The organism is Capnocytophaga sp., assembly GCF_030532915.1.
Lineage (GTDB): Bacteria > Bacteroidota > Bacteroidia > Flavobacteriales > Flavobacteriaceae > Capnocytophaga.
This window is the reverse complement of the sequence record NZ_JAUNKD010000003.1, coordinates 14,709-38,472: the sequence shown is the minus strand read 5'-3', so window position 1 is coordinate 38,472 and position 23,764 is coordinate 14,709. Positions and strand designations below refer to the sequence as shown.

Genomic DNA, 23,764 nt, shown 5'->3' with positions numbered 1-23,764 from the left:
TAAAACATTGAGTGCAACAGACTTACAGAATTGGCTTTCCGAAAACATAACATTCACTTCTGAACAGGTAAAAGGCTGGTTTACTTACGATTCAAGCAACCCGTTGCTGTTCAGTAGCGGACTGTTTTTGGGTATGTTTTTGGTTTTTTATTTGGTTTATATTCTTACCAAAAAGCACGCTCATTTCCGTACGGTATACGTTACGCTGTTTTCACTGTTTTTTTACTACAAAGCAGGAGGGCATTTTTTTGTATTGCTCATAATATCCTCAATTATAGATTATTACTTCGCCGGAAAAATTCATAAAAGTCAAAACCCCAAAACCCGAAAATTATTTCTGGCGGCAAGTATGGCAACCAATTTAGGTTTTTTGGGCTATTTCAAGTACACTAACTTCCTGATTGACAGCTTTAACACCCTGTTTCAGGGCAGTTTAGCACTTCAAGATATTGTGCTTCCCATCGGGATTTCGTTCTATACGTTCCAAACGATGAGTTACACCATTGATGTGTATCGCCGTGAAATAGAGCCTGCAAAATCCTTTTTGGATTTTACCTTTTTCGTATGTTTTTTTCCGCAATTGGTAGCCGGTCCCATCGTTCGCGCAAAAGATTTTATTCCGCAGATTTACAAAAAGATAGAACTCAACAAACAAGAAACCTCTTTGGCTTTGTTCCTCATCATCGGCGGATTACTGAAAAAAGCCGTAATCTCAGATTATATTTCATTAAACTTTGTGGATAGGGTTTTTGATGCTCCCAACAACTACACCGCTTTTGAGAATTTAATGGCTGTGTATGGATATTCACTGCAAATTTACTGTGATTTTTCGGGATATTCCGATATGGCAATCGGGTTGGCGTTGCTGATGGGTTTTCACCTGCCTACCAACTTCCGAACGCCATATCAGTCGCAAAACATTACCGAATTTTGGCGCAGATGGCACATTTCACTTTCCACTTGGCTCAAAGACTATTTGTATATCTCGGTGGGTGGCAACCGAAAAGGTTCTTTTTGGGGATATTTTTTCCCGACGATATTTTTCGCTTCCATTTTGCTATGGGGCTATTGGCAAATTGAAACCACAAAAATCCCGATAATCATCGCAGGTTCAAGCGTTTTCGTTTTTGTTTTATCATTATTAATAGGTAAAAACCGAAAGAAAACCCTGCACTCAAACTTCAACCAAATGACCACGATGTTGCTCGGCGGACTCTGGCACGGGGCAAACCTGCGTTTCATCGTCTGGGGAGCTTTACACGGAATGGCATTAGCCGTACACAAAACCTTTCTTGAATTTTTTCCTGACAAGAAAAACCATACGGCAACTCCCGTTTTAAAACCGTTTTTTGTGTTAATCACGTTCCATTTCGTGGCTTTTTGCTGGATTTTTTTCCGAGCAAAAGATTTTGACATCGCTTTGGATATGATTCACAACATCAAAAACATCACGTTTGATTGGCATCAATGGACGGTCATCGCACAAGGATACCAAAATGTATTTTTACTGATGCTCATCGGTTTTGTTTGGCATTTCTTCCCGATAAAACTGAATAATCAGCTAAAAATTTTCTTTGAAAAATCGCCTCTTTTGGTAAAATCGCTCATCATCGCACTAGTTTTCTGGGTTGTTTTTGCAACGGCTTCCAGTGGCGCACAACCCTTTATTTATTTTCAATTTTAAAAAACTAATAACCAGCAAGTTAATTATTGTTGAAAAATTTAACTTTTTCTTTTTGCACTTTTTCAAAATAAAATTTATACCTTTGCCTGTCAATTTAATAAAAAACGATTATGATTGCTTCAAGTATATTTTTAGGAATTTTCGGACCTTGGCAAATTGTCGTGGTTGTGGTGCTGATTTTATTGCTTTTCGGCGGAAAGAAAATTCCGGAATTAATGCGCGGGTTAGGCAGCGGAATTAAAGAATTTAAAGACGCAACCAAAAATGACGAAACCGACGACAATAAGCCTTCTATTGAAAAAAAATAAAATAGTTTGCTTTACATAAAAAACAGAAATACATTGATTGTCAATTGTTCAGGTTAATGTATTTCTGTTTTGCCTTTTCAGCTTTTAATTCATCACCTTTGGACTTTCACGATTTTTCTTCCAAACTCATCAAATGGTATGCCTTTGAAAAGCGCGATTTACCTTGGCGGAAAACTAGGGAACCTTATCGCATTTGGCTTTCCGAAATCATCTTGCAACAAACCCGCGTAGCACAAGGATTACCTTATTATCAACGATTTACAGAAACATTCCCAACCGTTTTTGATTTGGCACAAGCCGATGAGGAGCAGGTTTTAAAACTCTGGCAAGGACTGGGATATTACTCGCGCGCCCGAAACCTGCACCACACAGCCAAAAAAATTGCTTTTGAACAAGGTGGCGTATTCCCAAAATCATATGCGGCGCTCCTAAAACTCAAAGGTATAGGCGATTACACAGCAAGTGCTATTGCATCAATCTGTTATTCAGAACCTTGCGCAGTGGTTGATGGAAATGTATATCGTGTATTGGCTCGCGTTTTTGGCATCGACATTCCCATTGATTCTTCCGAAGGAAAAACATTTTTCAAATCGCTGGCTAACAACTTACTACACCAACCTAATCCGGGAATGTACAACCAAGCCCTGATGGATTTCGGAGCTACACAATGCACACCTCAATCACCTGATTGTCAGAAATGTATATTCTCTGAAACCTGTGTGGCTTACGCCCGACAAAATGTAAATGAACTGCCTAAAAAAATCGGGAAAACCAAAATCAAAAAGCGGTTTTTCAACTATTTAGTTTTTACTGATAATCAGAATTTTACATCGCTAATAAAACGCACACAAAAAGACATTTGGCAGGGACTTTATGAATTTCCGCTTCTTGAAACCGAGCGTGATTTTTCGGAAGAAGAAGTTACAAACGAACTAAAAAAACAAGGTTTTTTCGATTTTAAAATATATCAACACACTGAAAATCCAATAATTCACAAACTTTCACACCAACATATTTTTGCACGATTTTGGATTATTGAAATCGCAAAAGTAATTGATAATAAAATAGATACAAAACAAATCACAACTTTTCCGGTTTCTGTTTTAACTGCAAATTTCATTAAAGAATTTTGGTTTTTAAAAAATTAGTTTTATCTTTGGAAAAAATTAGACCCTTATCAGTATGAATGGAACATTAAACAAAGTGATGCTCATCGGTCGGTTGGGTGATAACATCAAACTGACTTATTTTGAAGGAGGTAACTGCATTGGTAGGTTTCCGTTAGCCACCAATGAAGAGTACGTAAACAAAGCTACCAACGAAAAAGTTACCGATACCGATTGGCACACCATCGTGGTACGCAATAAATTGGCGGAAATTATTGAAAAATACACCACCAAAGGCGATTTGATTTACGTGGAAGGCAGGCTGAAAAACCGTCAGTGGCAAGCCGAAGACGGAACAATGCGCTATGCCGTTGAAGTTTACGTAACGGACATCAATCTGTTACCCAACAAAAGAGAAAATCAAAGCACACCAAACGTTCCTCCTGCGGAAAACCAGCAAAAGGAAGACAACGGGCTACCTTTTTAACTTAAAAAAAACAAAACCCTCAAATTAAGAAAGTTATGGTTTTATATTGTTTAACGAATTTTACAAAGATTTGGATTTAGAGCCTCCCCTTAATCTGTTTTTAACGTACTTGGCAAGCCCTGCGATTGCTTTGAATTTTAGTATGCCCGACATTTCGGTTATCATACAGTTTGTTGTGTTTTTTATTCTTTTAGGCTGTTCTGCCTTGATTTCAGGGTCGGAAGTGGCACTTTTTTCGCTTTCTTCTACCGAAATTAACAACGCTAAAGAAGAAAAATCCCCTGTGGGCAACATTATTGCCAAATTGCTGAAAGACCCAAAAAAGTTATTAGCCACCATATTGATAGCCAATAACTTAATTAACATTTCAATTGTGCTTCTGTTTGTTGATTTGGGTAATTTTATTTTCCAAAATATTGAAAGTGAGCTCATAAAAGCCATTTTGGACATTGGGCTGGTAACCTTTATGATTTTGCTTTTCGGGGAAATTATCCCGAAAATATACGCCAATCGCAATAATCTTTCGTTTTCCCGAATGGTTGCCTATCCGATTTACGTGCTTGACATTCTTTTCACGCCTTTAACCATACCGATGAAGGCTTTTACCGTTTGGATTCAAAAGCGATTTGGCAAAAAATCAAGCAACATTTCAGTTGGACAACTATCACAGGCTCTGGAACTTACCTCATCAGAAGACACCACTCACGAAGAAAAGAAAATTCTCCAAAGTATCGTTTCGTTTGGCAATACCGAAACACGGGAAGTGATGATTCCGCGCGTTGATATTTTTGCCCTTAATGAAGAGCTTTCGTTCCAAGAAGCTCTTTCTGAAATCGTAAAAAACGGATATTCACGCATTCCCGTTTACAGCGAAAATCTTGATACCATAACAGGGGTTATTTACACCAAGGATTTACTTTCTCATCTCGAAAAAACAGATTTTCAATGGGTTAATGTGAAACGAAAAGCCTTTTTTGTTCCTGAAAATAAAAAACTGGACGATCTGCTCAGCGAATTTCAAGAGAAAAAAATACACCTTGCCGTTGTGGTTGATGAATACGGCGGTACGCGTGGTATCGTTACCCTTGAAGATATTATTGAAGAAATCGTAGGGAATATCAATGACGAATTTGATGATGACGATGTTGCCTATTCAAAAATCGACAACAACACTTTTATTTTTGAAGGAAAAACAACCTTGAAAGATGTTTACCGAATTTTACAACTTAATGATGATGAAGAACTTATGTTTGAAGAAAAACGCGGAGAAGCCGAAACCTTAGCCGGACTTCTGCTGGAAATTGCCGGAAATTTCCCACAGAAAAATATCCCTATTCAGTTTGAAAATTACACCTTTACGGTAGAAGCTTTCGATAAAAAACGAATCAAACAAATTAAAATTCATCGATTTGAAAAATAACGTAACTTACTCAAAATGAATAAACTTTTTTTTACATATTTGATAATAAGCAGTTTATTACTATCAGCCTGCCAAACGGAAACCCTTCCCAAGCCCAAAGCCGGACTTCGGTTGGAATATCCAAAAGCTGATTATCAACCATATAGTAACAACTCTTCTTGTCCGTTTTCATTTGAAGTAAATACGGCAGCTCAGATTAAAAGCAAATCCAAATCGTGCGACGTCAATATTGAATACCCAAAAATGAAAGCCACTATTTATCTGTCTTACAAGAAAGTAGAAAACAATATTCGTAATCTGTTGCGTGATGCACAAAAATTCACGTATGACCATACCATCAAAGCCGATAATATCGCTTCAAATTTATTTATGAACGATACTACACGGGTTTACGGAATGTTTTACCAAGTGTACGGCAACGCCGCTTCACAGGCACAATTTTATGTAACTGACAGTGTATCAAACTTTATTAGCGGCTCTGTTTACTTTAAAGTTGTACCAAATTACGATTCCATTCAGCCGGCAAGTCATTATTTGGAAAAAGACGTCCGAAAGATTATGGAAAGCCTGCGATGGCATTCCCAAAAATAGTATTTATTGTTTATGAATCGTTTACCTTTTGTTTCAAATTTAATAGCTAATATTTCAATGAATTCACAAAATAATCAATCACTCAATTCCCCCGATACAAACCTTACATTGCATTTTTCTGTAAACGACGGAAAACCTTCCTATTCACTTCATTATAAAGAAACTGAAGTCATCAAACCCAGTTTTTTAGGGTTGCAACTTGCCAAAAGTGATTCGGTTTGTGACGAAGCTATAAAACATTCGCTTTACGACCACTTTAAATTGGTTGAAAGCGAAATTTCAACTTTTGATGAAACTTGGCAACCTGTTTGGGGGGAAGAAAAAGAAATCCGAAACCATTATAACGAATTAAAAATCAAACTCTTACAAGAAAACACAAATCGTAGTTTGGTTATTTACTTCCGCTTGTTTAACGACGGATTGGGCTTTCGGTATGAATTTCCGCAACAACCCAACCTAACGTATTTTACCATTAAGGAAGAAAAAACGCAATTCGCTATGGGTGAGGATTTTATCACTTGGTGGATAGCAGGCGATTATGACACGCAAGAATACGACTACACGGTTTCTAAACTATCTGAAATCAGAGAGTTACACAAACAAGCCGTAACACTGAACGCCTCACAACACGTTTTTTCGGAAACTGCCGTCCAAACACCGTTGATGCTCAAATCAGCTCATCAAAAACTTTACGTCAATATTCACGAGGCTGCTTTGGTTAATTACGCGGCTATGAACCTGAATTTGAACGATGAAAATCTAACTTTTCAAACGTGGCTCACACCCGATGCACAAGGTTACAAAGGCTACTTACAAGCACCCGCTCAATCGCCTTGGCGAACCATAATCATCAGCGACGACGCTCGTAACATTCTGGCTTCTAAACTAATATTAAACCTAAACGACCCTTGCGCCCTTGATGATACTTCGTGGATAAAACCCGTAAAATATATGGGCATCTGGTGGGAAATGATTACCGGCAAAAGCACTTGGGCATATTCTGATGTGCCAAGCGTGCAACTCGGCGTTACCGATTTCTCAAAATTGCCTCCCAACGGAAAACACGGCGCCAATAACGAAAACGTGAAACGTTACATTGATTTTGCCGCCGAAAATGGATTTGATGAATTGTTGGTTGAAGGTTGGAACGTAGGCTGGGAAGATTGGTTCGGAAAATCAAAAGATTACGTTTTTGATTTTGTTACGCCCTATCCGGATTTTGACGTTAAAATGCTAACCGAATACGCCCGAAGCAAAAACATTTCATTACAAATGCACCACGAAACGTCAAGTTCTGTACGGAATTATGAACGTCATCTTGACAAAGCCTACCAATTTATGGTTGAAAACGGCTACAAGTCAGTGAAAAGCGGATATGTGGGCGATATTATCCCGCGCGGGGAACATCATTACGGGCAATGGATGGTTGATCATTACCTCTATGCCGTGAAAAAAGCTGCCGAATATAAAATTATGGTCAATGCACACGAAGCGGTTCACCCAACGGGCTTGCACAGAACCTACCCGAATTTGCTGGCGCAAGAATCCGCAAAAGGAACAGAATTTCAAGCCTTTGGCGGAAACAGACCCAATCACACTTGCATCTTGCCCTTTACCCGATTAATGGGCGGCCCGATGGATTACACCCCCGGAATTTTTGAAATGCAACTCAGCAATATAAATCCTGAAAACCATTCGCGTGTGAATTCCACTTTGTGTAATCAATTGGCACTTTACGTTACGATGTACAGCCCTTTACAAATGGCAGGCGATCTACCTGAACATTATGAGCGTTTTCCTGATGTTTTTCAGTTTATTAAGGATGTTGCAGTAGATTGGGACAGAAGCATTTATCTGGAAGCCGAACCCGGTGAATACATCACCGTAGCCCGAAAAGCCAAAGGCACCAACAACTGGTTTATCGGTAATGTAGCCGGATATCATCATTTTCATTCCGAGATTTTGCTCGACTTTTTGGATGCCGACAAAAAATACATCGCCACGATTTACTGCGATGCGCACAACGCCGATTATAAACACAATCCGCAGGCTTATCACATAGCCAAAGGAATTGTAACCCCTCAAACCACCATCAAACTTGTTTCAGTTCCGGCAGGCGGATACGCTATCAGTATTTTTGAGGTTACCGATGAAAACAAGCTCAACGGATTCGGATTTTTAGGTTCTTAAACAATCCGTAATATTGGCTTGCTGCCACTCCGTTTTTTAAACCATAAATAAAAATGAAAAAACACAAACGCAAAATACATCGACATAAAAACAAGCATTCGCGGTGGAATGTCTTTTGGCTGTTGTTTTTCATTTGCGTATGTGGCAGCATCGCAGGCATTTTGTATGTAAGACATCAATATCCTGCTTATTATCAAAAACTTATAAATAAAATTTCTTCAAAAAAAATAAACACGCTGTATGAAGAACATCGCATTGATAAAATCATTGATTTACACAAAAATAACGTATTTGGCATTGACCTTTCACATTATCAGGAAAAAGAAGACATCATTTGGGACAGCCTCCATCTGAAAAACAAAAACATACGCTTTGAGTTCGCCATTTTTCGAGCAACAATGGGCAACAACACTACCGACCGAAATTTTCCTTTCTTTTGGGAAAAAGCCAAGAAATACAAACTTATTCGCGGGGCTTATCACTTTTACCGACCCGATGAAGACCCCGTTTTACAGGCAAATTCATATCTGAGAAACGTAAAATTACAAAAAGGCGACTTGCTCCCCGTGTTGGACGTTGAAAAACTTCCCAAAAGCAAGTCAATCGACGTGTTTCTAAACGATGTCCAAACTTGGCTTGATATCGTTGAAAAAAAATACGGAAAAAAACCTATTATTTACACATATATCAGTTTTTACGACGATTATCTGCACCAACGCTTCCGAAAATACCCGCTTTGGATAGCCAACTACAACAATGTCCCAGCCCCTTCCCCGCTCCACCACTGGACAATGTGGCAATTCACCGAAAATGGTATTACACCGGGTTCAAAAGTGAAAATTGACCTGAACATTTACAACGGAAGTCGCGAAAAAATAAAAGAAATCTTAATCCCTTAAAGCAGTAAAATGACAAAAGCCGAACTCCGCACCAAATGCAAAGAACGCCGATTCGCACTCTCAAAAACTGAACGCGATACGATGAGCATCAACATTGCCAATCAGGCACTTAAACTACCCATTTGGCACCTGAAAACCTATCATATTTTCCTTCCGATTGAAAAACTGGCAGAAGTAGATACCGGTTACATCTTGACCATTCTGCACGGAAAAGAAAAGCAAATTGCCGTACCTAAAACAGAGCTCAAAACCAAAACATTACGCCATTTTTTGCTCACTGATGAAACCCTGCTCAAAAAAAATCCGTGGGGCGTTCCCGAACCCGTAAACGGACAAGAAATCCCGCCTGCCGCAATAGACGTGGTTTTCATACCACTATTGACATACGACCATAAAGGAAATCGGATTGGGTATGGCGGCGGTTTTTACGACCGTTTTTTGCAACAATGTTCGCCCGAAACCATAAAAATAGGGCTTTCCTTCTTCAATCCGGAGACGGAAACTATCGAAACAAATCCGTTTGACATCGCGCTAAACTACTGCATCACACCGTCAAACATCTTCAAATTCAGCAAATAAGGCGTAAAACTTTTATTTCTTCGGGAAGGCTTTTTTATTGAAGACAAGCAGCAAGCCCACTGCCACGCTAATGGCTGCATCAGCCACATTGAAAACCGGCTCAAAGAAACGAAAACGTTCACCGCCAAAAAACGGAAGCCAATCGGGCAGTTTCGTATCAATCAGCGGAAAATAAAACATATCAACCACCTTACCGTGGAACAACGTCCCGTAAGGTTGTTGCGAAAACAACGTGGCAATATTGTCATAACTGTGGTCAAAAATAACCCCGTAAAACACCGAATCAATGATGTTACCCAAAGCCCCCGCCAAAATCAACGCGATGGAAAGGATTAACACCGAGGCTTGCTTCTTCCTAACGGCATCAAACAACCAATAGCCGAAACCGCAAACAGCCACAATCCGGAAGAGCGTAAGGGCAAGTTTGCCGTACTCACCGGGTATTTTTGTTCCCCACGCAGCCCCGTCATTTTCAATAAAAAGAATTTTAAACCAACTAAACACCCCTACGCTTTCATTCAACACAAAATGCGTTTTAACGTAGATTTTGCTCCATTGGTCAACAATCAAAATTAGTAAAATAACAAGAAATGCGTGCTTTAATTTCATATCGTTTTTTCGTAAAGACTGCAAAAATACATTTTTTTTGAGGAAAACAAAAATTTAATCCAAAAAGGAGACTAAAAAAGTATTTTTAAGCGCATTAAGTTCCATTCAAAACCATTGCAAACAACGGCGAGAAAAACAAATCGCCTGCACAAGCCGTTAATTTTATCCGTGAAAAATTTCGTAAACTAAAAATTATTTCCTACCTTTGGAGTCTCAAACAACATATTTTCATTTTTTAAACAAATTGTAATGAACTTTTTAGAAATCGCAAAAAACCGATATACCACCAAAGTATATCAAAAACAAAAAATATCCGATGAGAAAATCGCGCAGCTGAAAGAAATTTTGCGCCTGTCACCTTCTTCCATCAATTCACAGCCGTGGCGGTTTGTGATTGTGTCCGACGAAGCTAAAAAAGCCGAATTGGCAAAAGTTTCCTTCTTTAACGAACCTAAAATAAACAATGCAAGTCACTTAATTGTCTTCTTAGGAATTGAGAAACTCGAAACCTTTCAATCACAAATCAAAAAATATTTAAACGAAGGACAAACAAATTACTACCTCCAAAAAATGAAACCACAAGGCGAAGCACTAACCAAAAACTGGCTACACCGCCAAGTATACGTTGCGCTGGGTTATTTTTTAAGCGCCTGCGCTTCAATGAACATCGATAGCACCCCGATGGAAGGCATTCAATGTGAAGAATACGACAAAATTTTAAAACAAGACGGATACAAAACGCTTTTCGCCGTTGCCATCGGTTATCGCGACCCAAACGACAGCAATCAGCCGAACATTACACCCAAATCACGCATTCCGGCAGAAGAAATCATTTTTGAAATCTAAATTAACCAAAACAATAAAAAGAAAACAACAAACAATTGTGCTTTTATTCCTTTATCAAAAAGAAAAGCAATGAGCAAAGCAACTTATTTTCTTTACATAATAAAACACAACAAACAACAATAAATTACTAACACAACCCAAAAGAAGCAAATTAACAACAGAAAATTCACTTCTTAACCAAAAAGAGAGCAACGCACAATTGTGCATTACCTTCTTTTTACATAAAAGAGTAATTTTTATAAAACTTATGGCATCATTTTTGCTACTAAACTAATACAAACTTATAAACAGAACAATTTTTTAAAATCAAAAACAAGATGAATACAATAAATTACAAAACACGCGTATCCGAATTGGCAGACATCGCCAATCGCTTGGTTCAACTTTTTGGACAACAAGCCGAATTGCAATCCGATTGGTTTTTGAAAAAACTATTCGCAAACATCGAATCACAAACAAGCGCACTCTCCGTAGCCATAAAAAGAGAAATGGCTGTGTCAAAATTAGAGGAGGCCGACAATTTACGGGACGAAACTGTCATCAACCTGAACAATATCCTTAAAGGATATAAGTCAATGCGTTCCACCGAGATTCGGGAGAGTGCCGATAAACTTTATTCCGTTTTCGAACGTTACGGAACCAAAATCACGCGCGAGAATTATTCCAGTGCGTCGGCTCATATCGATTCACTTTTGCGCGACCTTTCCGTAGCCGAGTTGGAAGAAAGTATCAGTAAACTTTCGGGTGTTTCCGAAACGATTGAGGAGCTTCGCAGTCGTCAGTCCGCTTTTTCAACCGAAAGAATGGCATACGAAAAAGCCATCTCTGCCCGCGAAGCCGAAGCATCGGCAACATCACTCAAAAGACCTTTACTTTCCACAATCAACACCAAGTTGGTCAATTATTTGACTGCCTTACGGGAAGAAAACAAATACGTAAATTTTTATCAGGTCGTTGCCCAAGTGATTGACGATGCAAACACCACGGTTGCCCGCCGCAGTAAAAAATAAGTTTTTTAGGATTGTTAATCCATCAAAAAATGTTTTTTACACACCCGTAGGGGCGAAATATATTTCGCCCGCACGTGCAAACATCATTGTATGGGCGTATTGCATACGCCCATAATGCGTACGACTATAAATATATGTTTTCGGATATATTCAACACGGGAATATGATATGTGCACAATGTAGGGGCGAATTGCAATTCGTCCACGTAATGGGGTATTATGAATGGGCGTATACAATACGCCCCTACCAATGCGGAAACACAAATGAATATACACAATATATTGTTATAATATAATGATTATTCGTTACGTTATTTAACATTTTTTACACACCCGTAGGGGCGTATTGCATACGCCCACAGTGCGTACACCCATAAATATATATTTTCGGATATATTCAACACGGGAATATGATATATGCACAATGTAGGGGCGAATTGCAATTCGCCCACGTAATGGGTAATTGTGAATGGGTGTATGCAACATAAAGAAACAACATACATCCCGCGTAGGGGCGAATTACAATTCGCCCACGTAATTCGTAATTGTGAATGGGCGTATGCAATACGCCCCTACCAATGTGGAAACATAAATGAGCAAAAAATATTTTGTCCCTACAACGTGCGTCCTGTGTAAGGGCGAATTGCAATTCGCCCCTACGATGGGGGATTGTAAACGGACGTATGCAATATGCCCATACCAACAGGGAATTATTTTTAATGTAAATAACACATAAAAAAACCAAAAAATTTAAAAAATTAATCCATAATAATACAGATAATGAAATACGTAAAATTTTTATGCCTGCTTTTTTGTGTTTCGCTCTACGCACAGCAGGGCGGAATGTGGCTTCCTTCGCTTTTGGAAGGAATGAATGAAAAAGAAATGCAATCACTCGGAATGAAGATGTCGGCGGCTGATATTTACAGCGTTAATCATTCGTCGCTCAAAGATGCCGTACCACACTTTAACGGCGGCTGTACTTCCGAAGTAATTTCTCCCAAAGGCTTACTGCTGACCAATCACCACTGCGGATACGGCGAAATTCAGTCCCACTCCTCGGTTAAGAACGATTACTTGGCTGAGGGCTTCTGGGCAAAAAGTTTGAGCGAAGAACTTCCCAATCCAAACCTCTCCGTTACGTTTGTAGTTCGTATCGAAGACGTTACGGCTTCTATCCTTAAAGGAACGGAAAAAGCAATGTCCGAGAGCGAAAAAGCCCAAATGATAGAAAAAAACACTGCTGAACTGGTCAAATCCGCTCCAAAAGAGGCGTGGCAGGAAAACCGCGTGCGGGCTTTCTATAACGGAAACCAATATATTTTATTTGTTGTTGAAACCTTTAAGGACGTGCGTTTGGTGGGTGCTCCGCCGTCTTCCATCGGGAAATTTGGCTCAGACACCGACAACTGGGCGTATCCGCGACATACGGGCGACTTTGCACTCTTCCGCATCTATGCAGACCAAAACAATCGACCTGCCGAATACGCAAAAACCAACGTCCCCTACACGCCCAAGCATTATTTCCCCATTTCGTTGGATGGAATTGCAGAAGATGACTTCACAATGGTTTTCGGTTACCCCGGACGTACGCAAGAATACCTTCCGGCAGTTGCCGTTAAGCAGATTACCGATGTTTTAAACCCTGCAAAAATCGGAATTCGTGATGTCGTTCTAAAAGTACAGGACGGATATATGCGCAAAGACCAAGCCATTAAAATTAAGTACGCTTCCAAATATGCACGCGTTGCCAATTACTGGAAAAAGTGGATTGGCGAGAGTCAAGGCTTGAAAAAAACCAATGCCGTGGCTTTGAAACAAAAACAGGAGGAAATTTTTAAGAAGAATGTAAAAAACAGCAGAAAATCGGCTGAATACGGGCATTTATTACCAAGTTTTGAGCAAAAATACCGAGAAATTGAAGCGTATAGCCTCGCAAATGACTTATTTAGTGAATTCGTAATGCGGAACATTGATTTGCTTACAAATGGTTACCGAATTTGGCAATTGGAGAAAGTGTTGGAAAATCGTGGCGTTCAGTCGTTTGAAGATAGAAAGAAAAACCTAAAATCGACCTTCAACAATGTGTTTAAGGACTATGACAAGGCAGTGGACAGAGATGTATTCGAAAAAGCCTCGTTGTTTTACGCCCAACATATGCCGAAGCAGTTTTTAAGCCGAAATTTACAGCAATTTGATGCAAAAACCTTGCCCGAGCAGTTGTATAACAATTCGTTGCTTGCTTCTTCCGAAGGCGTGGAAAAATTGTTAAACGCTTCTCCTGAACAGTTTAAAGAGCTTGTTAAAAACGACTTGGGAATGCAATTCGTTTCGGTTTTGATTGATGATTTTGTTGCGAAGGTTGCCCCGACTTACGGCAAGCTCAATGCGGAAATTGAAGCCCTGCAACGCACCTATATGAAGGCAATTTTAGAATTTTCACGTCCGGAAGACCGGATTTTCCCCGATGCCAACAGCACATTGCGTGTAACATACGGAAAAGTGAAAGGGTATTCGCCTTCTGATGCCGTTCATTATGAGCCGGTTACTTATTTGGAGGGCGTTATGGAAAAATATGTGCCGGGAGACTATGAATTTGACGTTCCCGAGAAACTCCGAATGCTTTACCAAACGAAGGATTATGGAATCTATGCCGACAAAAACGGCAAAATGCCGGTGTGTTTTATCGCCACCAATCACACTACGGGAGGCAATTCAGGAAGCCCCGCCATCGATGCGCACGGTAATTTAATCGGTTTGAACTTCGACAGAGTTTGGGAAGGCACGATGAGCGACATTCACTACGACCCGTCGATTTGCCGTAATATAATGGTGGATATTCGTTATGTTTTGTTCGTCATTGACAAATATGCAGGAGCTAAACACTTGATTGACGAAATGAAACTCGTAAATCCGAAGAAAAACGCTTCTTCTTCCAAAAAAACAAAAAAAAGACGTAAATAAACTCCGAAATGCAGTCAGCACTACCTCTGACTGCATTTTTTATATTTTTTAATTGACAGAAACAAACTGATTTAGTATTTTTGTACTAAAAAACCGATTACTTTTATGGAATTAAATGCATTATTTTTTGAAAAACAGAAACTACTTCCCGATTGGATTAAAATAGGTTTGTGGTTATTTTGCCTTCTATTCATTTACTGGGCTTACAGACATCTTTTTGTAAAAAATCCTTTTGGAGAGTCGCCAATATTGCATATGGTGCTACTTTTTTTGGTTTTGTTCTGGTTTGTTGTCATACTAACTTTCTCCGTGATGAATATATCATTAACCCTTACAAATCAGTCTGTTAAAATTGAAGCATTCCCTTTTTCAAAGAAAACGATTCCTATTAAGGAAATTCAAGCAATGGAACTCATCACGTATCGTAAAATGAAAGCAGGTATTAGAATTAGTTCACAATACGGAAAGGTTTATCATATTTCAGGTAACAAAGGGTTATTTATTTCCTTAAAAAATGGGGAGACAGTGTTGGTGAGCGTTAAAAATATAGAAAAATTACGTGAAGCACTAAACAGTGATGAACATTTGAAGATTCTTTTGAAACATAGCAATTTACACTAATTTATCAGTATCATTTCCCCTTTGAAAGGAGCAGAGGGATATGATTTTCAATAAAATAAACTTAGAAAATCGTCATTTTTTCTATATGGGTTGCACAAAAATGAATAAGTCCGTAAATTTGCAATTCATTTCTGCAAGCAGTTACAAAAACGACTCAACTTTCACCAATATTATTATTAAAAAATTTTGAACTCTTTTACTAAAAATAAATATTAAAATCAAAATATGGAACTTAACAAATATATCGACCACACGCTCTTAAAAGCTGCGGCAACCGTTTCGGAAATAAAAACGCTTTGCGAGGAAGCGGTAAAGTATAATTTTTTCTCCGTTTGCGTAAATAGCTGTTATGTGCCTTACGCAAAAGAATTTTTAGCCGGAACCGATGTGAAGGTATGCAGTGTTGTCGGTTTTCCGCTTGGGGCGATGAGCACCCACTCAAAAGTATTTGAAACTGAGCAGGCTCTTGCCGATGGAGCCGACGAAATTGATATGGTTATCAACGTAGGTTGGTTGCTATCGGGTGAGACTCAGAAAGTGCTTGACGAAATTACGCTCATCAAAAAAGCCTGTGGCAATAAGGTGCTGAAAGTCATTTTAGAGACTTGTTACCTGACCGATGCTCAAAAACGGTTGGCGTGTGAACTTTCGGTGCAAGCAGGGGCTGATTTTGTAAAAACCTCCACAGGATTTGGCACCGGCGGGGCTACACTTGCCGATGTAACTCTTATGAAAGAGTCCGTGAGCGGAAAAGCAAAAATTAAGGCTTCGGGCGGTGTTCGAGACTTCCAAACAGCAATGGAATACATTAATTTGGGTGTGCAACGTATCGGAACATCTAACGGAATTGCCATCGTAACCGGAAAAACGGGAACAGGCTATTAATAAGGTAATTTTCAAGCAAAAATTGCCTTACTCATTTTTAGTTGAAATACAAAAATAGTTTATAGATATGAAAAAAATTGTTGTAACGGGCGGACTCGGATTTATCGGTTCGCACACGGTAGTTGAGTTACAAAACTCGGGTTTCGAGGTTGTTATCATTGATAATTTATCAAATTCGTCAGAAGATGTGCTTCCGCGCATTGAAAGCATCACGGGCATAAAGCCTATTTTCGAGAAATTTGATTTGCGCGACAAACAAGCCGTTATTGATTTCTTCAAACGGCATCAAGACCTTGCCGGAATGATACACTTTGCCGCCTCAAAAGCGGTGGGCGAAAGCGTAGAAAAACCTTTGCTTTATTACGAAAATAACCTCAGTACATTAGTATATTTACTGCAAGAACTGAGCAAAAAAGACAAAGCACACTTCATTTTTAGCTCCTCCTGCACGGTATATGGTCAAGCCGATGAACTTCCAATTACGGAAAATGCGCCGGTGAAAAAAGCAGAGTCGCCTTACGGAAACACAAAGCAAATTGGCGAAGAAATTATTGCCGACACCTGCAAAGTAACACCTCATTTGCAAGCAATTTCACTGCGTTACTTCAATCCGATTGGGGCGCACCCTTCGGCTGAAATTGGCGAGCTTCCTATTGGCGTTCCTCAAAATTTAGTTCCGTTCATCACCCAAACGGGCATTGGCTTGCGTGAAAAACTTTCTGTTTTTGGTGATGATTACCCAACCCCCGACGGCACTTGCATTCGCGATTATATTCACGTGGTGGATTTAGCAAAAGCACACGTAGTTGCCTTACAACGTTTGTTGGACGGGAAGAACACTGAAAATTACGAAGTTTTCAACGTGGGGACAGGAACGGGAAGCAGTGTTTTGGAAGTAATAAACAGTTTTGAGCGGGTTTCCGGTGAAAAATTGAATTATCAAATCGTTGGAAGACGTGCAGGCGACATCACAGCTGCCTACGCCAATACCGACAAAGCAAACAACATTTTAGGCTGGAAATCAAAATCAACCTTAGATGAAGCAATGGCTTCGGCTTGGAAATGGGAAAAGAAAGTGCGTGGGCGATAGTGCGCGTATCAAAACAAAACATAAAAATGGTTCAATAAGTCTGCATAAAACAGCGCTTATTGAGCCAAAACATTTTGTGTATATTTCTATTTAAAACAACTTGAAGTACATCATTAATAATTGTGCTTTTATCATTTCATCTCTTGCAAGCAAATTTTTATTGCTGTTTTCTATTCTTTTAATTATTTTACAGCAAGAACATCTATGCTTAACCTTCTTTTTATTGTTCTACCGAATTTTGCTCACTGCTTTTTATTCTTTTATATGATGGGACTAATGCACAATTGTGCGTAGGCTACTATTTCAAGACATTGCCATTCCACAACGGATTTTCTTGATAGGCTTGTTTGCTCTTTTTAGGCACGATGATAATTCCCTTATATCCGATAGAGCGAGTGATTTCAGGTGGGGTAAGTGCCTCCAAACGAATTTCTTGCAAAGCGGAGCACCCTCGAAAGGCTTCCAAACCAATTTTTGAAACACTTTCCGGAATGCGTATGCTTCTTAACGATTCGCACCCGTAAAAAGCCTGCACCCCGATATGTTGCACATTTTTTGGCATCCTTACCGAAACCAAACGTTTACAATCATAAAAAACCTTGTCGCTCACTTCCGTTAGCATATCAGGCAGTTCAATTCGTTGTAAATTTTCACAACCCGCAAAGGCGTTATATCCCAAGTGGCTCGTTAATTTTGATAATTTAACGACTTTCAAATTTTTGCAACCGCTAAACGCCCCAAAAAGGATGTCCGTAACCGTATTAGGCAGTTCAATATATGTGATGTTGTGACAATTCCGGAAGGCATTCATTCCAATTTTCTGTAACTTCTCAGGCAATATAACGGTGTGCAATTGAGTACAGTCCAGAAAGGTATCATTCTTGATGTGCGTAAGTTGCTTGGGCAAACTTACAACTTCAAGTTGCGTACAGTTATAAAAAGCGCTGGCTCCTAATTCGGCAACGGTTTCCGGCAAATGAATTTCTTTTAACGACCTGCAATTTTCAAAAGCGTCGTTACCAACAATTTGTAATTCGCCCGTTATCTTTACGGAAGTCAATGAATTACAGAAAGCGAACGCACTCGCCCCGATGTGGGCAATTTGCTGCGGAATAGTGATTGTTTTTAGGCTTTTACACTGAAAAAAAGTACGATACGGCAAACTGATAAGTTGCTGCGGAAGAATCACACTTTTTAAACTTGTGCAATCTTCAAAAACACTCGCTCCAAAAGAAATAATGGATTCAGGCAAGGTGATTCGTTCTAAACTCACGCAGGATTTAAAGGCGGCATCACCAATTTTTTGAACCGACCCCGCAAAATGCAGTGCTTCCAGATTTGAGCAAGACGCAAAGGCTTCTTTTTCAATCCGTAAAACACCATCGGGGATATTTATCACTTTGATATTGTTACAATTAAAAAATGCTCTCTCTGCAATACTCTCAATTGTATCGGGAATTTCAATCGACTTTAATTGGTAACAATTTGCAAAAACCTCTTTCTCAATCTTTTTAACAAAATATGGGATTTCAATATGCCCACTTGACGGAATTTGTTCACAATCACAACCTTTCAGCACGTTATTTTCAATGCGGAATAACGGCGGCATTTCTTGTGAAAAAACACTGTTAATCAACAGAATAAACAAAAAGAAAGTAGTTTTTTTCAGTATCGGACTCATATATGATTTTACATTCACTTCAAAGGTAAGTGATTTAAGAAAAGTTATTTACTGCTTTAAAAATAAGGAAATCAGCCTGCGTTTTCGTTTTTTTCTTTTGCTTTGGCTTCCAACTCGGCTTGAAATTCCTCCATCACCGGTTTCATTGTACTTTCGGGTAAATCGGCAATGCGGATGTACATCAATCCGTCAATGGCGTTGTTAAACATCGGATCAACATTAAAGGCTATCACCTTGGCATTCTGCTTGATATATTTTTTTATCAAAACCGGCAAACGGAGATTTCCGGGCTCAAGTTCGTCAATAATTTTATCGAATTTATTCAAATCGGCTTGTGTTTCGTCAAAGATAAAATCTTTGTCAGCATCGTTGAGTTTTACTTTAAATTCTTTTTTAGGACGCACGTACTGAGCTACATACGGGTCGTAAAAATTTGATTTCATAAACTCAATCATCAACGATTTTGAAAAGTTTGAAAACTGATTACTGATGCTCACACCTCCCAACAAATAATGATGCTCAGGGTGGCGCAATGTGGTGTGAGCAATTCCCTTCCAAAGTAAGAATAACGGCATCGGTTTTTGCTGATACTCAGGGATTACAAACGCCCGTCCCATTTCAATGGTTTTGCTCATCATATCGTGAAGTTCCGGTTCAAAACGGAACAAACTATGCGTGTAAAACCCATCAATGCCGTGTTTAGGGAAAATTTCAGCTCCCAAGCCCATACGATAAGCTCCCGCCACTTTTTTATTATCTGAATCCCAAAGGAATAAATGGTGGTAATATTCATCAAAATTATCCAAATCAATGGAAGCATTTGTTCCTTCCCCTACTTCACGGAAAGTAACTTCACGAAGCCTGCCTATCTCCTTCATTATATTCGGAATTTCGCAATAAGGTGCTAAAAACACTTCGTAATTGTTATTTTTCAGCAATCGGAAGCCCTTATCGGTAATCAATTTAATTTCATTTTCAACGAGTTCTGCACCAACAGGCTCAATGATTTCCTCAGGCTGTTTTGCCGTTTTATTCGACTTTAAAACAGTTCCCAACGGAATAAATTTATTACTCTGCTCAAAGGCGTTGGCCAAAATATACGTTTTCTTTCGCAAAAACTCGGTGTACGATTCAATATCTTTATATTCCTCTTGTACCTGAACGGAAATGGGCTTCCCAATTCGGATATAAATCGTTCTTTTTCTTTGCGTTAATAATTCAGAAGGCAATTTTGCCGTGCGCAACGTATCACTTATTTTAGAAAGCGTATAGAACAATTTGCTGTTTTTGGCGTGAAAATAAATCGGGATAACAGGCACTTTTGCTTTTTTGGCGAGCTTCATCGCGGCTTCTTCCCAAGGCTTGTCCACCACGAGTTTTCCTTCACGACTTACCGAAACTTCGCCTGCGGGGAAAAGCCCCAGTGGCATTCCTTCTTGTAAATGCTTGATTGTTTGTTTAAAACCCAACACACTCGACTTTGCATCTTTGTGGTTTTCAAACGGATTAACGGGCATCACGTACGGGGCTAACGGCTCAATACGTTGCAACAGAAAGTTCGCCATAATCTTAAAATCGGGACGTTTTTCAAGCAATAATTTTAGCAATAAAATCCCGTCAATTCCCCCGAGAGGGTGATTGGATATGGTAATAAAAGCGCCGTCTTTGGGGATATTTCGTAAATCTTCTTCCGGAATTTGAAACTGAATTTCAAATTCATCCAAGATACTATTAAGGAATTCAATGCCTTGCAAATGCTTGTTTCGGGTGTAAATGGCATTGAGTTTTGAAAGTCGGAGCAACTTCATCAGCGTCCAACCCCCAAAAGTTCCTACAACCCCATATTTATCAAGATTGATGGCTTTTGCCACCTCTTGCGCACTCACAAGTCCCATATATAAACAATTATGTTTTTCTTAACAATTTACAAAGGTAGAAAAATAAATTTTAAAAATAAAAAAGTTTTTTCAATTAGCCGTAATAAAATTTAACTCAAAAACAATAAACATCTAATAATAAACGCATTAACACAACCCCAAGAGTTTTATAATTTTGGTGTCATTTAGGCAGAAACAGCCTCGTGAAAATATTTTTTTTCAAAAAGAATTAACAACTCATTATATTTATTATTTTTGCAGTTCGAAAATTTTTCGGGTCGGATTTGTTTTCACTCTGAAAAACCACCTCGTTTGCCCGACCACTATTTAATAGATATAAAAACTGAAAAAAAAATATGACTGAAACTCGACATAATTGGACCAAAGAAGAAATCATCGCCATTTACAACAAACCCCTGATGGATTTACTTTACGAAGCCGCCACCGTGCATCGTAAACACCACGACCCCAACACGGTACAGGTATCGACCTTGCTCTCTATCAAAACGGGAGGTTGCTCGGAAGACTGTGGTTATTGCCCGCAGGCTGCCCGCTATCACACGGGAGTTGAAGTTGAGGAAATGATGAGTGTTTCGCACGTTAAAGCCCAAGCCTTACGAGCCAAATCGTCGGGGGCTTCACGCGTGTGTATGGGCGCCGCGTGGCGAAACGTGAAAGACGGACCCGAATTTGACCAAGTGCTTGAAATGGTGCGAACCATCAACAAACTCAATATGGAAGTTTGCTGCACGCTCGGTATGATTACTGAAAATCAGGCGAAACGACTGGCAGAAGCCGGCTTGTACGCCTACAACCACAATTTGGATACTTCGGAAGAATATTACAAAGAAGTCATCTCGACCAGAGGCTTTGAAGACCGGCTGCAAACCATTGAAAACGTCCGGAAAACAAACATCACCGTGTGTAGCGGTGGCATCATCGGGATGGGTGAATCGTTGGAAGACCGTGCGGGAATGCTCGTGGCACTTTCCACGCTAAACCCGCAACCCGAGTCCGTGCCCATCAACGCTTTGGTGGCGGTGGAAGGCACGCCGATGGAAGACCAGAAGCCAGTTGAAATCTGGGAAATGATTCGGATGATTGCTACCACCCGTATCGTGATGCCTGAAACACAGGTGCGTCTTTCGGCAGGACGAACCCAAATGAGCCGTGAAGGGCAAGCAATGTGTTTCTTCGCAGGAGCCAATTCCATTTTTGCGGGCGACAAACTACTGACCACCCCCAATCCGAACATCAATGAAGATATGATGATGTTTGAAATGCTGGGACTTCGCACGCAAAAACCCTTTGAAAAGCACGCCCAACCCACCACCGTAGAGGCGGAAGATTCCGAATTTGTTGCCTTAGGCGAAAACCCTAAATGGACACGCCCCGCACATAAAATTGAACGCAACGAAAACAAACGCAAAACAAGAATCAATGAAGATTGATGCTCAGCTTTCTGCGTTTGACACACTCATCGTAATACAGAACAAAAAATCCGGAAGTTATTTTCTTTCGGATTTTTTGTTTTTTGCCGTATGGGTCAGGATTGTGGCGTAATTCTGCCGGTATATAGCTACCTCTATGTAATTTGTCTTTTTATATCTGTTCTTTTGTCTTGAAACAAAAGAACCAAAAATTCAAGACTTTGGATACTACGCTAAAAATCAATTTTATTTCGCTGAAAATCTCCGAACTTGCTCCCTGCGGTCGCTTCGAACAGCGGATATTTTCCACGCTTCATTCATTGATTTTTTTAACGCTTCGTCTCCAAGGTCGAAAATCACTCTTGAAAACAACTACAATTTAAAATGGGTTAGCTATATCTTATCCGTTTTACGTCGGTTTGGTAAAAACGTACGCCCTGCACCGGCGCTTCAATTTATTTTATAATCGTTCGTGCGCACGAATTACTTCTACATATAAATAAATCAATAATCAGTGTCAAGATACCTATGCAAATAGTATTATTTTTCTGTATGCCTCTTCCTTTTTCTGCTTTTATAAAATATAGAATTGCAATTCGTTATCCATATTGATATGCTTTTTAGCATATTTAAGTTATTATTTTAGAAGGACATCCCCCCAACCCCTTCAAAGGGGGATTTGGAGAGGAGAATATCTTTCTAACACGCTTCAAAAGGGGAATGGACATGGCGATTTATCCTAACTTTACTATATTTAAGTCATTCATTGGGATTAATTTGCTTAAAATTTTCTTTTAGACGAGTATCCGAGAGAAAGATATCCCTCTTCCCCCCTTCAAAGGGAAATTCGTCAGGATTATTTTCTATCATAAAAGAAAAATATACTAATTAGTCAAGACGAATTAGGTAAACTTGCAAGTGTTTTATCTATTCGCCAACACGAATTAACTGTTTATTTTTATTTCACAAAATTCGTCTCGACGAATTTGTTATTTTAGTTTATAACAATGGATTCGTTGAGACGAATTAGTTATTTCAATTTATAAGACTAAATTCGTCAAGGCGAATTGCGTATTTTAAATTCATTTCAGTAAATTCGTTAAGACGAATTACTATTTTTCAATTTATCTTAATAAATTCGTGAAGACGAATTACTTATTTTAAATTCATTTTAGTAAATTCATCTTAGCTAATTACTTATTAAAACCTTTGGCAAAGTTTTCAACTTTGCCAAAGGTAATGTACTCACTATTTTTTAGTAGATTCGTGACGGCGAATTACTACTTTTTTATTCTTTTTGATAAATCCGTGTTGATGAATGATGTAAAAAAACCTTTGTCAAAGTTTTCAACTTTGACAAAGGTGATGTACTCACTATTTTTTAGTAAATTCGTGACAGCGAATTACTACTTTTTTATTCTTTTTGATAAATTCGTGTTGATGAATGATGTAAAAAAACCTTTGTCAAAGTTTTCAACTTTGACAAAG

At 39.1% G+C, this 23,764-nt stretch carries 20 protein-coding genes; 17 read left to right on the top strand and 3 right to left on the bottom strand.

Going from position 1 to position 23,764, the window contains the following annotated elements:
* The first annotated feature begins 7 nt into the window (after nt 1-7).
* The 9 genes from Q4D72_RS01365 (at nt 8) to Q4D72_RS01325 (ending at nt 9,264) form a co-directional block, all read left to right on the top strand.
* Nucleotides 8-1,684 carry an MBOAT family protein gene (locus tag Q4D72_RS01365; RefSeq protein WP_303075623.1) on the top strand — a complete coding sequence of 559 codons (1,677 nt, stop codon included), beginning with the start codon at nt 8-10 and terminating at the stop codon, nt 1,682-1,684.
* A gap of 110 nt (nt 1,685-1,794) precedes the next feature.
* Complete coding sequence (gene tatA / locus Q4D72_RS01360) at nt 1,795-1,992, top strand: twin-arginine translocase TatA/TatE family subunit (protein ID WP_303075622.1); 198 nt, start codon at nt 1,795-1,797, stop codon at nt 1,990-1,992.
* 56 nt (nt 1,993-2,048) lie between these two features.
* Nucleotides 2,049-3,140, top strand: coding sequence for an A/G-specific adenine glycosylase (gene mutY / locus Q4D72_RS01355; RefSeq protein WP_303075621.1), 1,092 nt, complete (start codon nt 2,049-2,051; stop codon nt 3,138-3,140).
* Between the two features lie 34 nt (nt 3,141-3,174).
* Nucleotides 3,175-3,585 carry a single-stranded DNA-binding protein gene (locus Q4D72_RS01350; RefSeq protein WP_303075620.1) on the top strand — a complete coding sequence of 137 codons (411 nt, stop codon included), beginning with the start codon at nt 3,175-3,177 and terminating at the stop codon, nt 3,583-3,585.
* Between the two features lie 142 nt (nt 3,586-3,727).
* Entirely contained in the window at nt 3,728-5,005 is a 1,278-nt protein-coding gene (gene gldE / locus Q4D72_RS01345) for a gliding motility-associated protein GldE (protein ID WP_303075700.1), read from the top strand.
* Between the two features lie 15 nt (nt 5,006-5,020).
* Nucleotides 5,021-5,596 carry a gliding motility lipoprotein GldD gene (gene gldD / locus Q4D72_RS01340; RefSeq protein WP_303075619.1) on the top strand — a complete coding sequence of 192 codons (576 nt, stop codon included), beginning with the start codon at nt 5,021-5,023 and terminating at the stop codon, nt 5,594-5,596.
* 57 nt (nt 5,597-5,653) lie between these two features.
* Nucleotides 5,654-7,786: a glycoside hydrolase family 97 protein gene (locus Q4D72_RS01335; RefSeq protein ID WP_303075618.1), complete on the top strand. Its 2,133-nt coding sequence runs from the start codon at nt 5,654-5,656 to the stop codon at nt 7,784-7,786.
* Between the two features lie 53 nt (nt 7,787-7,839).
* Nucleotides 7,840-8,685, top strand: coding sequence for a glycoside hydrolase family 25 protein (locus Q4D72_RS01330; RefSeq protein WP_303075617.1), 846 nt, complete (start codon nt 7,840-7,842; stop codon nt 8,683-8,685).
* Nucleotides 8,686-8,694: 9 nt separating this feature from the next.
* Nucleotides 8,695-9,264 carry a 5-formyltetrahydrofolate cyclo-ligase gene (locus tag Q4D72_RS01325; protein ID WP_303075616.1) on the top strand — a complete coding sequence of 190 codons (570 nt, stop codon included), beginning with the start codon at nt 8,695-8,697 and terminating at the stop codon, nt 9,262-9,264.
* A 12-nt stretch (nt 9,265-9,276) separates the two neighbouring features.
* Here Q4D72_RS01325 and Q4D72_RS01320 read toward each other — a convergent pair whose 3' ends face one another.
* Complete coding sequence (locus Q4D72_RS01320; RefSeq protein WP_303075615.1) at nt 9,277-9,873, bottom strand: lipoprotein signal peptidase; 597 nt, start codon at nt 9,871-9,873, stop codon at nt 9,277-9,279.
* A gap of 249 nt (nt 9,874-10,122) precedes the next feature.
* On the opposite strand from Q4D72_RS01320, the gene Q4D72_RS01315 reads away from it, so the two are divergent.
* The 6 genes from Q4D72_RS01315 to galE all read left to right on the top strand — a co-directional run bounded on the left by Q4D72_RS01315 (nt 10,123) and on the right by galE (nt 17,288).
* Nucleotides 10,123-10,719 carry a nitroreductase family protein gene (locus Q4D72_RS01315; protein WP_303075614.1) on the top strand — a complete coding sequence of 199 codons (597 nt, stop codon included), beginning with the start codon at nt 10,123-10,125 and terminating at the stop codon, nt 10,717-10,719.
* A 317-nt stretch (nt 10,720-11,036) separates the two neighbouring features.
* The gene (locus Q4D72_RS01310; RefSeq protein ID WP_303075613.1) at nt 11,037-11,729 is read left to right on the top strand and encodes a DUF6261 family protein; all 693 of its coding nucleotides are present in this window, start codon (nt 11,037-11,039) and stop codon (nt 11,727-11,729) included.
* Nucleotides 11,730-12,508: 779 nt separating this feature from the next.
* Nucleotides 12,509-14,692, top strand: a complete 2,184-nt coding sequence (locus Q4D72_RS01305; RefSeq protein WP_303075612.1) for a S46 family peptidase — start codon at nt 12,509-12,511, stop codon at nt 14,690-14,692.
* 105 nt (nt 14,693-14,797) lie between these two features.
* Complete coding sequence (locus tag Q4D72_RS01300; RefSeq protein WP_303075611.1) at nt 14,798-15,313, top strand: hypothetical protein; 516 nt, start codon at nt 14,798-14,800, stop codon at nt 15,311-15,313.
* 225 nt (nt 15,314-15,538) lie between these two features.
* Nucleotides 15,539-16,198 (top strand): deoxyribose-phosphate aldolase, encoded by a 660-nt coding sequence (gene deoC, locus Q4D72_RS01295; protein ID WP_303075610.1) that lies wholly within the window; start codon nt 15,539-15,541, stop codon nt 16,196-16,198.
* 67 nt (nt 16,199-16,265) lie between these two features.
* Nucleotides 16,266-17,288, top strand: coding sequence for a UDP-glucose 4-epimerase GalE (gene galE, locus Q4D72_RS01290; protein WP_303075609.1), 1,023 nt, complete (start codon nt 16,266-16,268; stop codon nt 17,286-17,288).
* A gap of 298 nt (nt 17,289-17,586) precedes the next feature.
* On the opposite strand, the gene Q4D72_RS01285 is transcribed toward galE, so the two are convergent.
* On the bottom strand, nt 17,587-18,969 hold the full coding sequence (locus Q4D72_RS01285) for a leucine-rich repeat domain-containing protein (RefSeq protein WP_303075608.1): 1,383 nt from the start codon (nt 18,967-18,969) through the stop codon (nt 17,587-17,589).
* Between the two features lie 71 nt (nt 18,970-19,040).
* A complete protein-coding gene (locus Q4D72_RS01280; protein ID WP_303075607.1) occupies nt 19,041-20,864 on the bottom strand; it encodes a lysophospholipid acyltransferase family protein in 1,824 nt (607 codons plus the stop codon).
* A 338-nt stretch (nt 20,865-21,202) separates the two neighbouring features.
* Between Q4D72_RS01280 and bioB the strand changes: the two genes are divergently transcribed.
* Together bioB and Q4D72_RS01270 are read left to right on the top strand one after the other, a co-directional pair.
* Entirely contained in the window at nt 21,203-22,297 is a 1,095-nt protein-coding gene (gene bioB / locus Q4D72_RS01275; RefSeq protein ID WP_303075606.1) for a biotin synthase BioB, read from the top strand.
* Nucleotides 22,287-22,409, top strand: a complete 123-nt coding sequence (locus Q4D72_RS01270) for a hypothetical protein (RefSeq protein ID WP_303075605.1) — start codon at nt 22,287-22,289, stop codon at nt 22,407-22,409. Before bioB ends, Q4D72_RS01270 begins: the two co-directional genes overlap by 11 nt.
* The last annotated feature ends 1,355 nt before the right edge of the window (nt 22,410-23,764 follow it).

Coding starts and splice junctions, on each gene's coding strand:
- tatA (WP_303075622.1), top strand. CDS start 1,795: ATGATTGCTTCAAGTATATTTTTAGGAATTTTCGGACCTTGGCAAATT.
- mutY (WP_303075621.1), top strand. CDS start 2,049: ATGTATTTCTGTTTTGCCTTTTCAGCTTTTAATTCATCACCTTTGGAC.
- Q4D72_RS01350 (WP_303075620.1), top strand. CDS start 3,175: ATGAATGGAACATTAAACAAAGTGATGCTCATCGGTCGGTTGGGTGAT.
- gldE (WP_303075700.1), top strand. CDS start 3,728: ATGCCCGACATTTCGGTTATCATACAGTTTGTTGTGTTTTTTATTCTT.
- gldD (WP_303075619.1), top strand. CDS start 5,021: ATGAATAAACTTTTTTTTACATATTTGATAATAAGCAGTTTATTACTA.
- Q4D72_RS01335 (WP_303075618.1), top strand. CDS start 5,654: ATGAATTCACAAAATAATCAATCACTCAATTCCCCCGATACAAACCTT.
- Q4D72_RS01330 (WP_303075617.1), top strand. CDS start 7,840: ATGAAAAAACACAAACGCAAAATACATCGACATAAAAACAAGCATTCG.
- Q4D72_RS01325 (WP_303075616.1), top strand. CDS start 8,695: ATGACAAAAGCCGAACTCCGCACCAAATGCAAAGAACGCCGATTCGCA.
- Q4D72_RS01320 (WP_303075615.1), bottom strand. CDS start 9,873: ATGAAATTAAAGCACGCATTTCTTGTTATTTTACTAATTTTGATTGTT.
- Q4D72_RS01315 (WP_303075614.1), top strand. CDS start 10,123: ATGAACTTTTTAGAAATCGCAAAAAACCGATATACCACCAAAGTATAT.
- Q4D72_RS01310 (WP_303075613.1), top strand. CDS start 11,037: ATGAATACAATAAATTACAAAACACGCGTATCCGAATTGGCAGACATC.
- Q4D72_RS01305 (WP_303075612.1), top strand. CDS start 12,509: ATGAAATACGTAAAATTTTTATGCCTGCTTTTTTGTGTTTCGCTCTAC.
- Q4D72_RS01300 (WP_303075611.1), top strand. CDS start 14,798: ATGGAATTAAATGCATTATTTTTTGAAAAACAGAAACTACTTCCCGAT.
- deoC (WP_303075610.1), top strand. CDS start 15,539: ATGGAACTTAACAAATATATCGACCACACGCTCTTAAAAGCTGCGGCA.
- galE (WP_303075609.1), top strand. CDS start 16,266: ATGAAAAAAATTGTTGTAACGGGCGGACTCGGATTTATCGGTTCGCAC.
- Q4D72_RS01285 (WP_303075608.1), bottom strand. CDS start 18,969: ATGAGTCCGATACTGAAAAAAACTACTTTCTTTTTGTTTATTCTGTTG.
- Q4D72_RS01280 (WP_303075607.1), bottom strand. CDS start 20,864: ATGGGACTTGTGAGTGCGCAAGAGGTGGCAAAAGCCATCAATCTTGAT.
- bioB (WP_303075606.1), top strand. CDS start 21,203: ATGACTGAAACTCGACATAATTGGACCAAAGAAGAAATCATCGCCATT.
- Q4D72_RS01270 (WP_303075605.1), top strand. CDS start 22,287: ATGAAGATTGATGCTCAGCTTTCTGCGTTTGACACACTCATCGTAATA.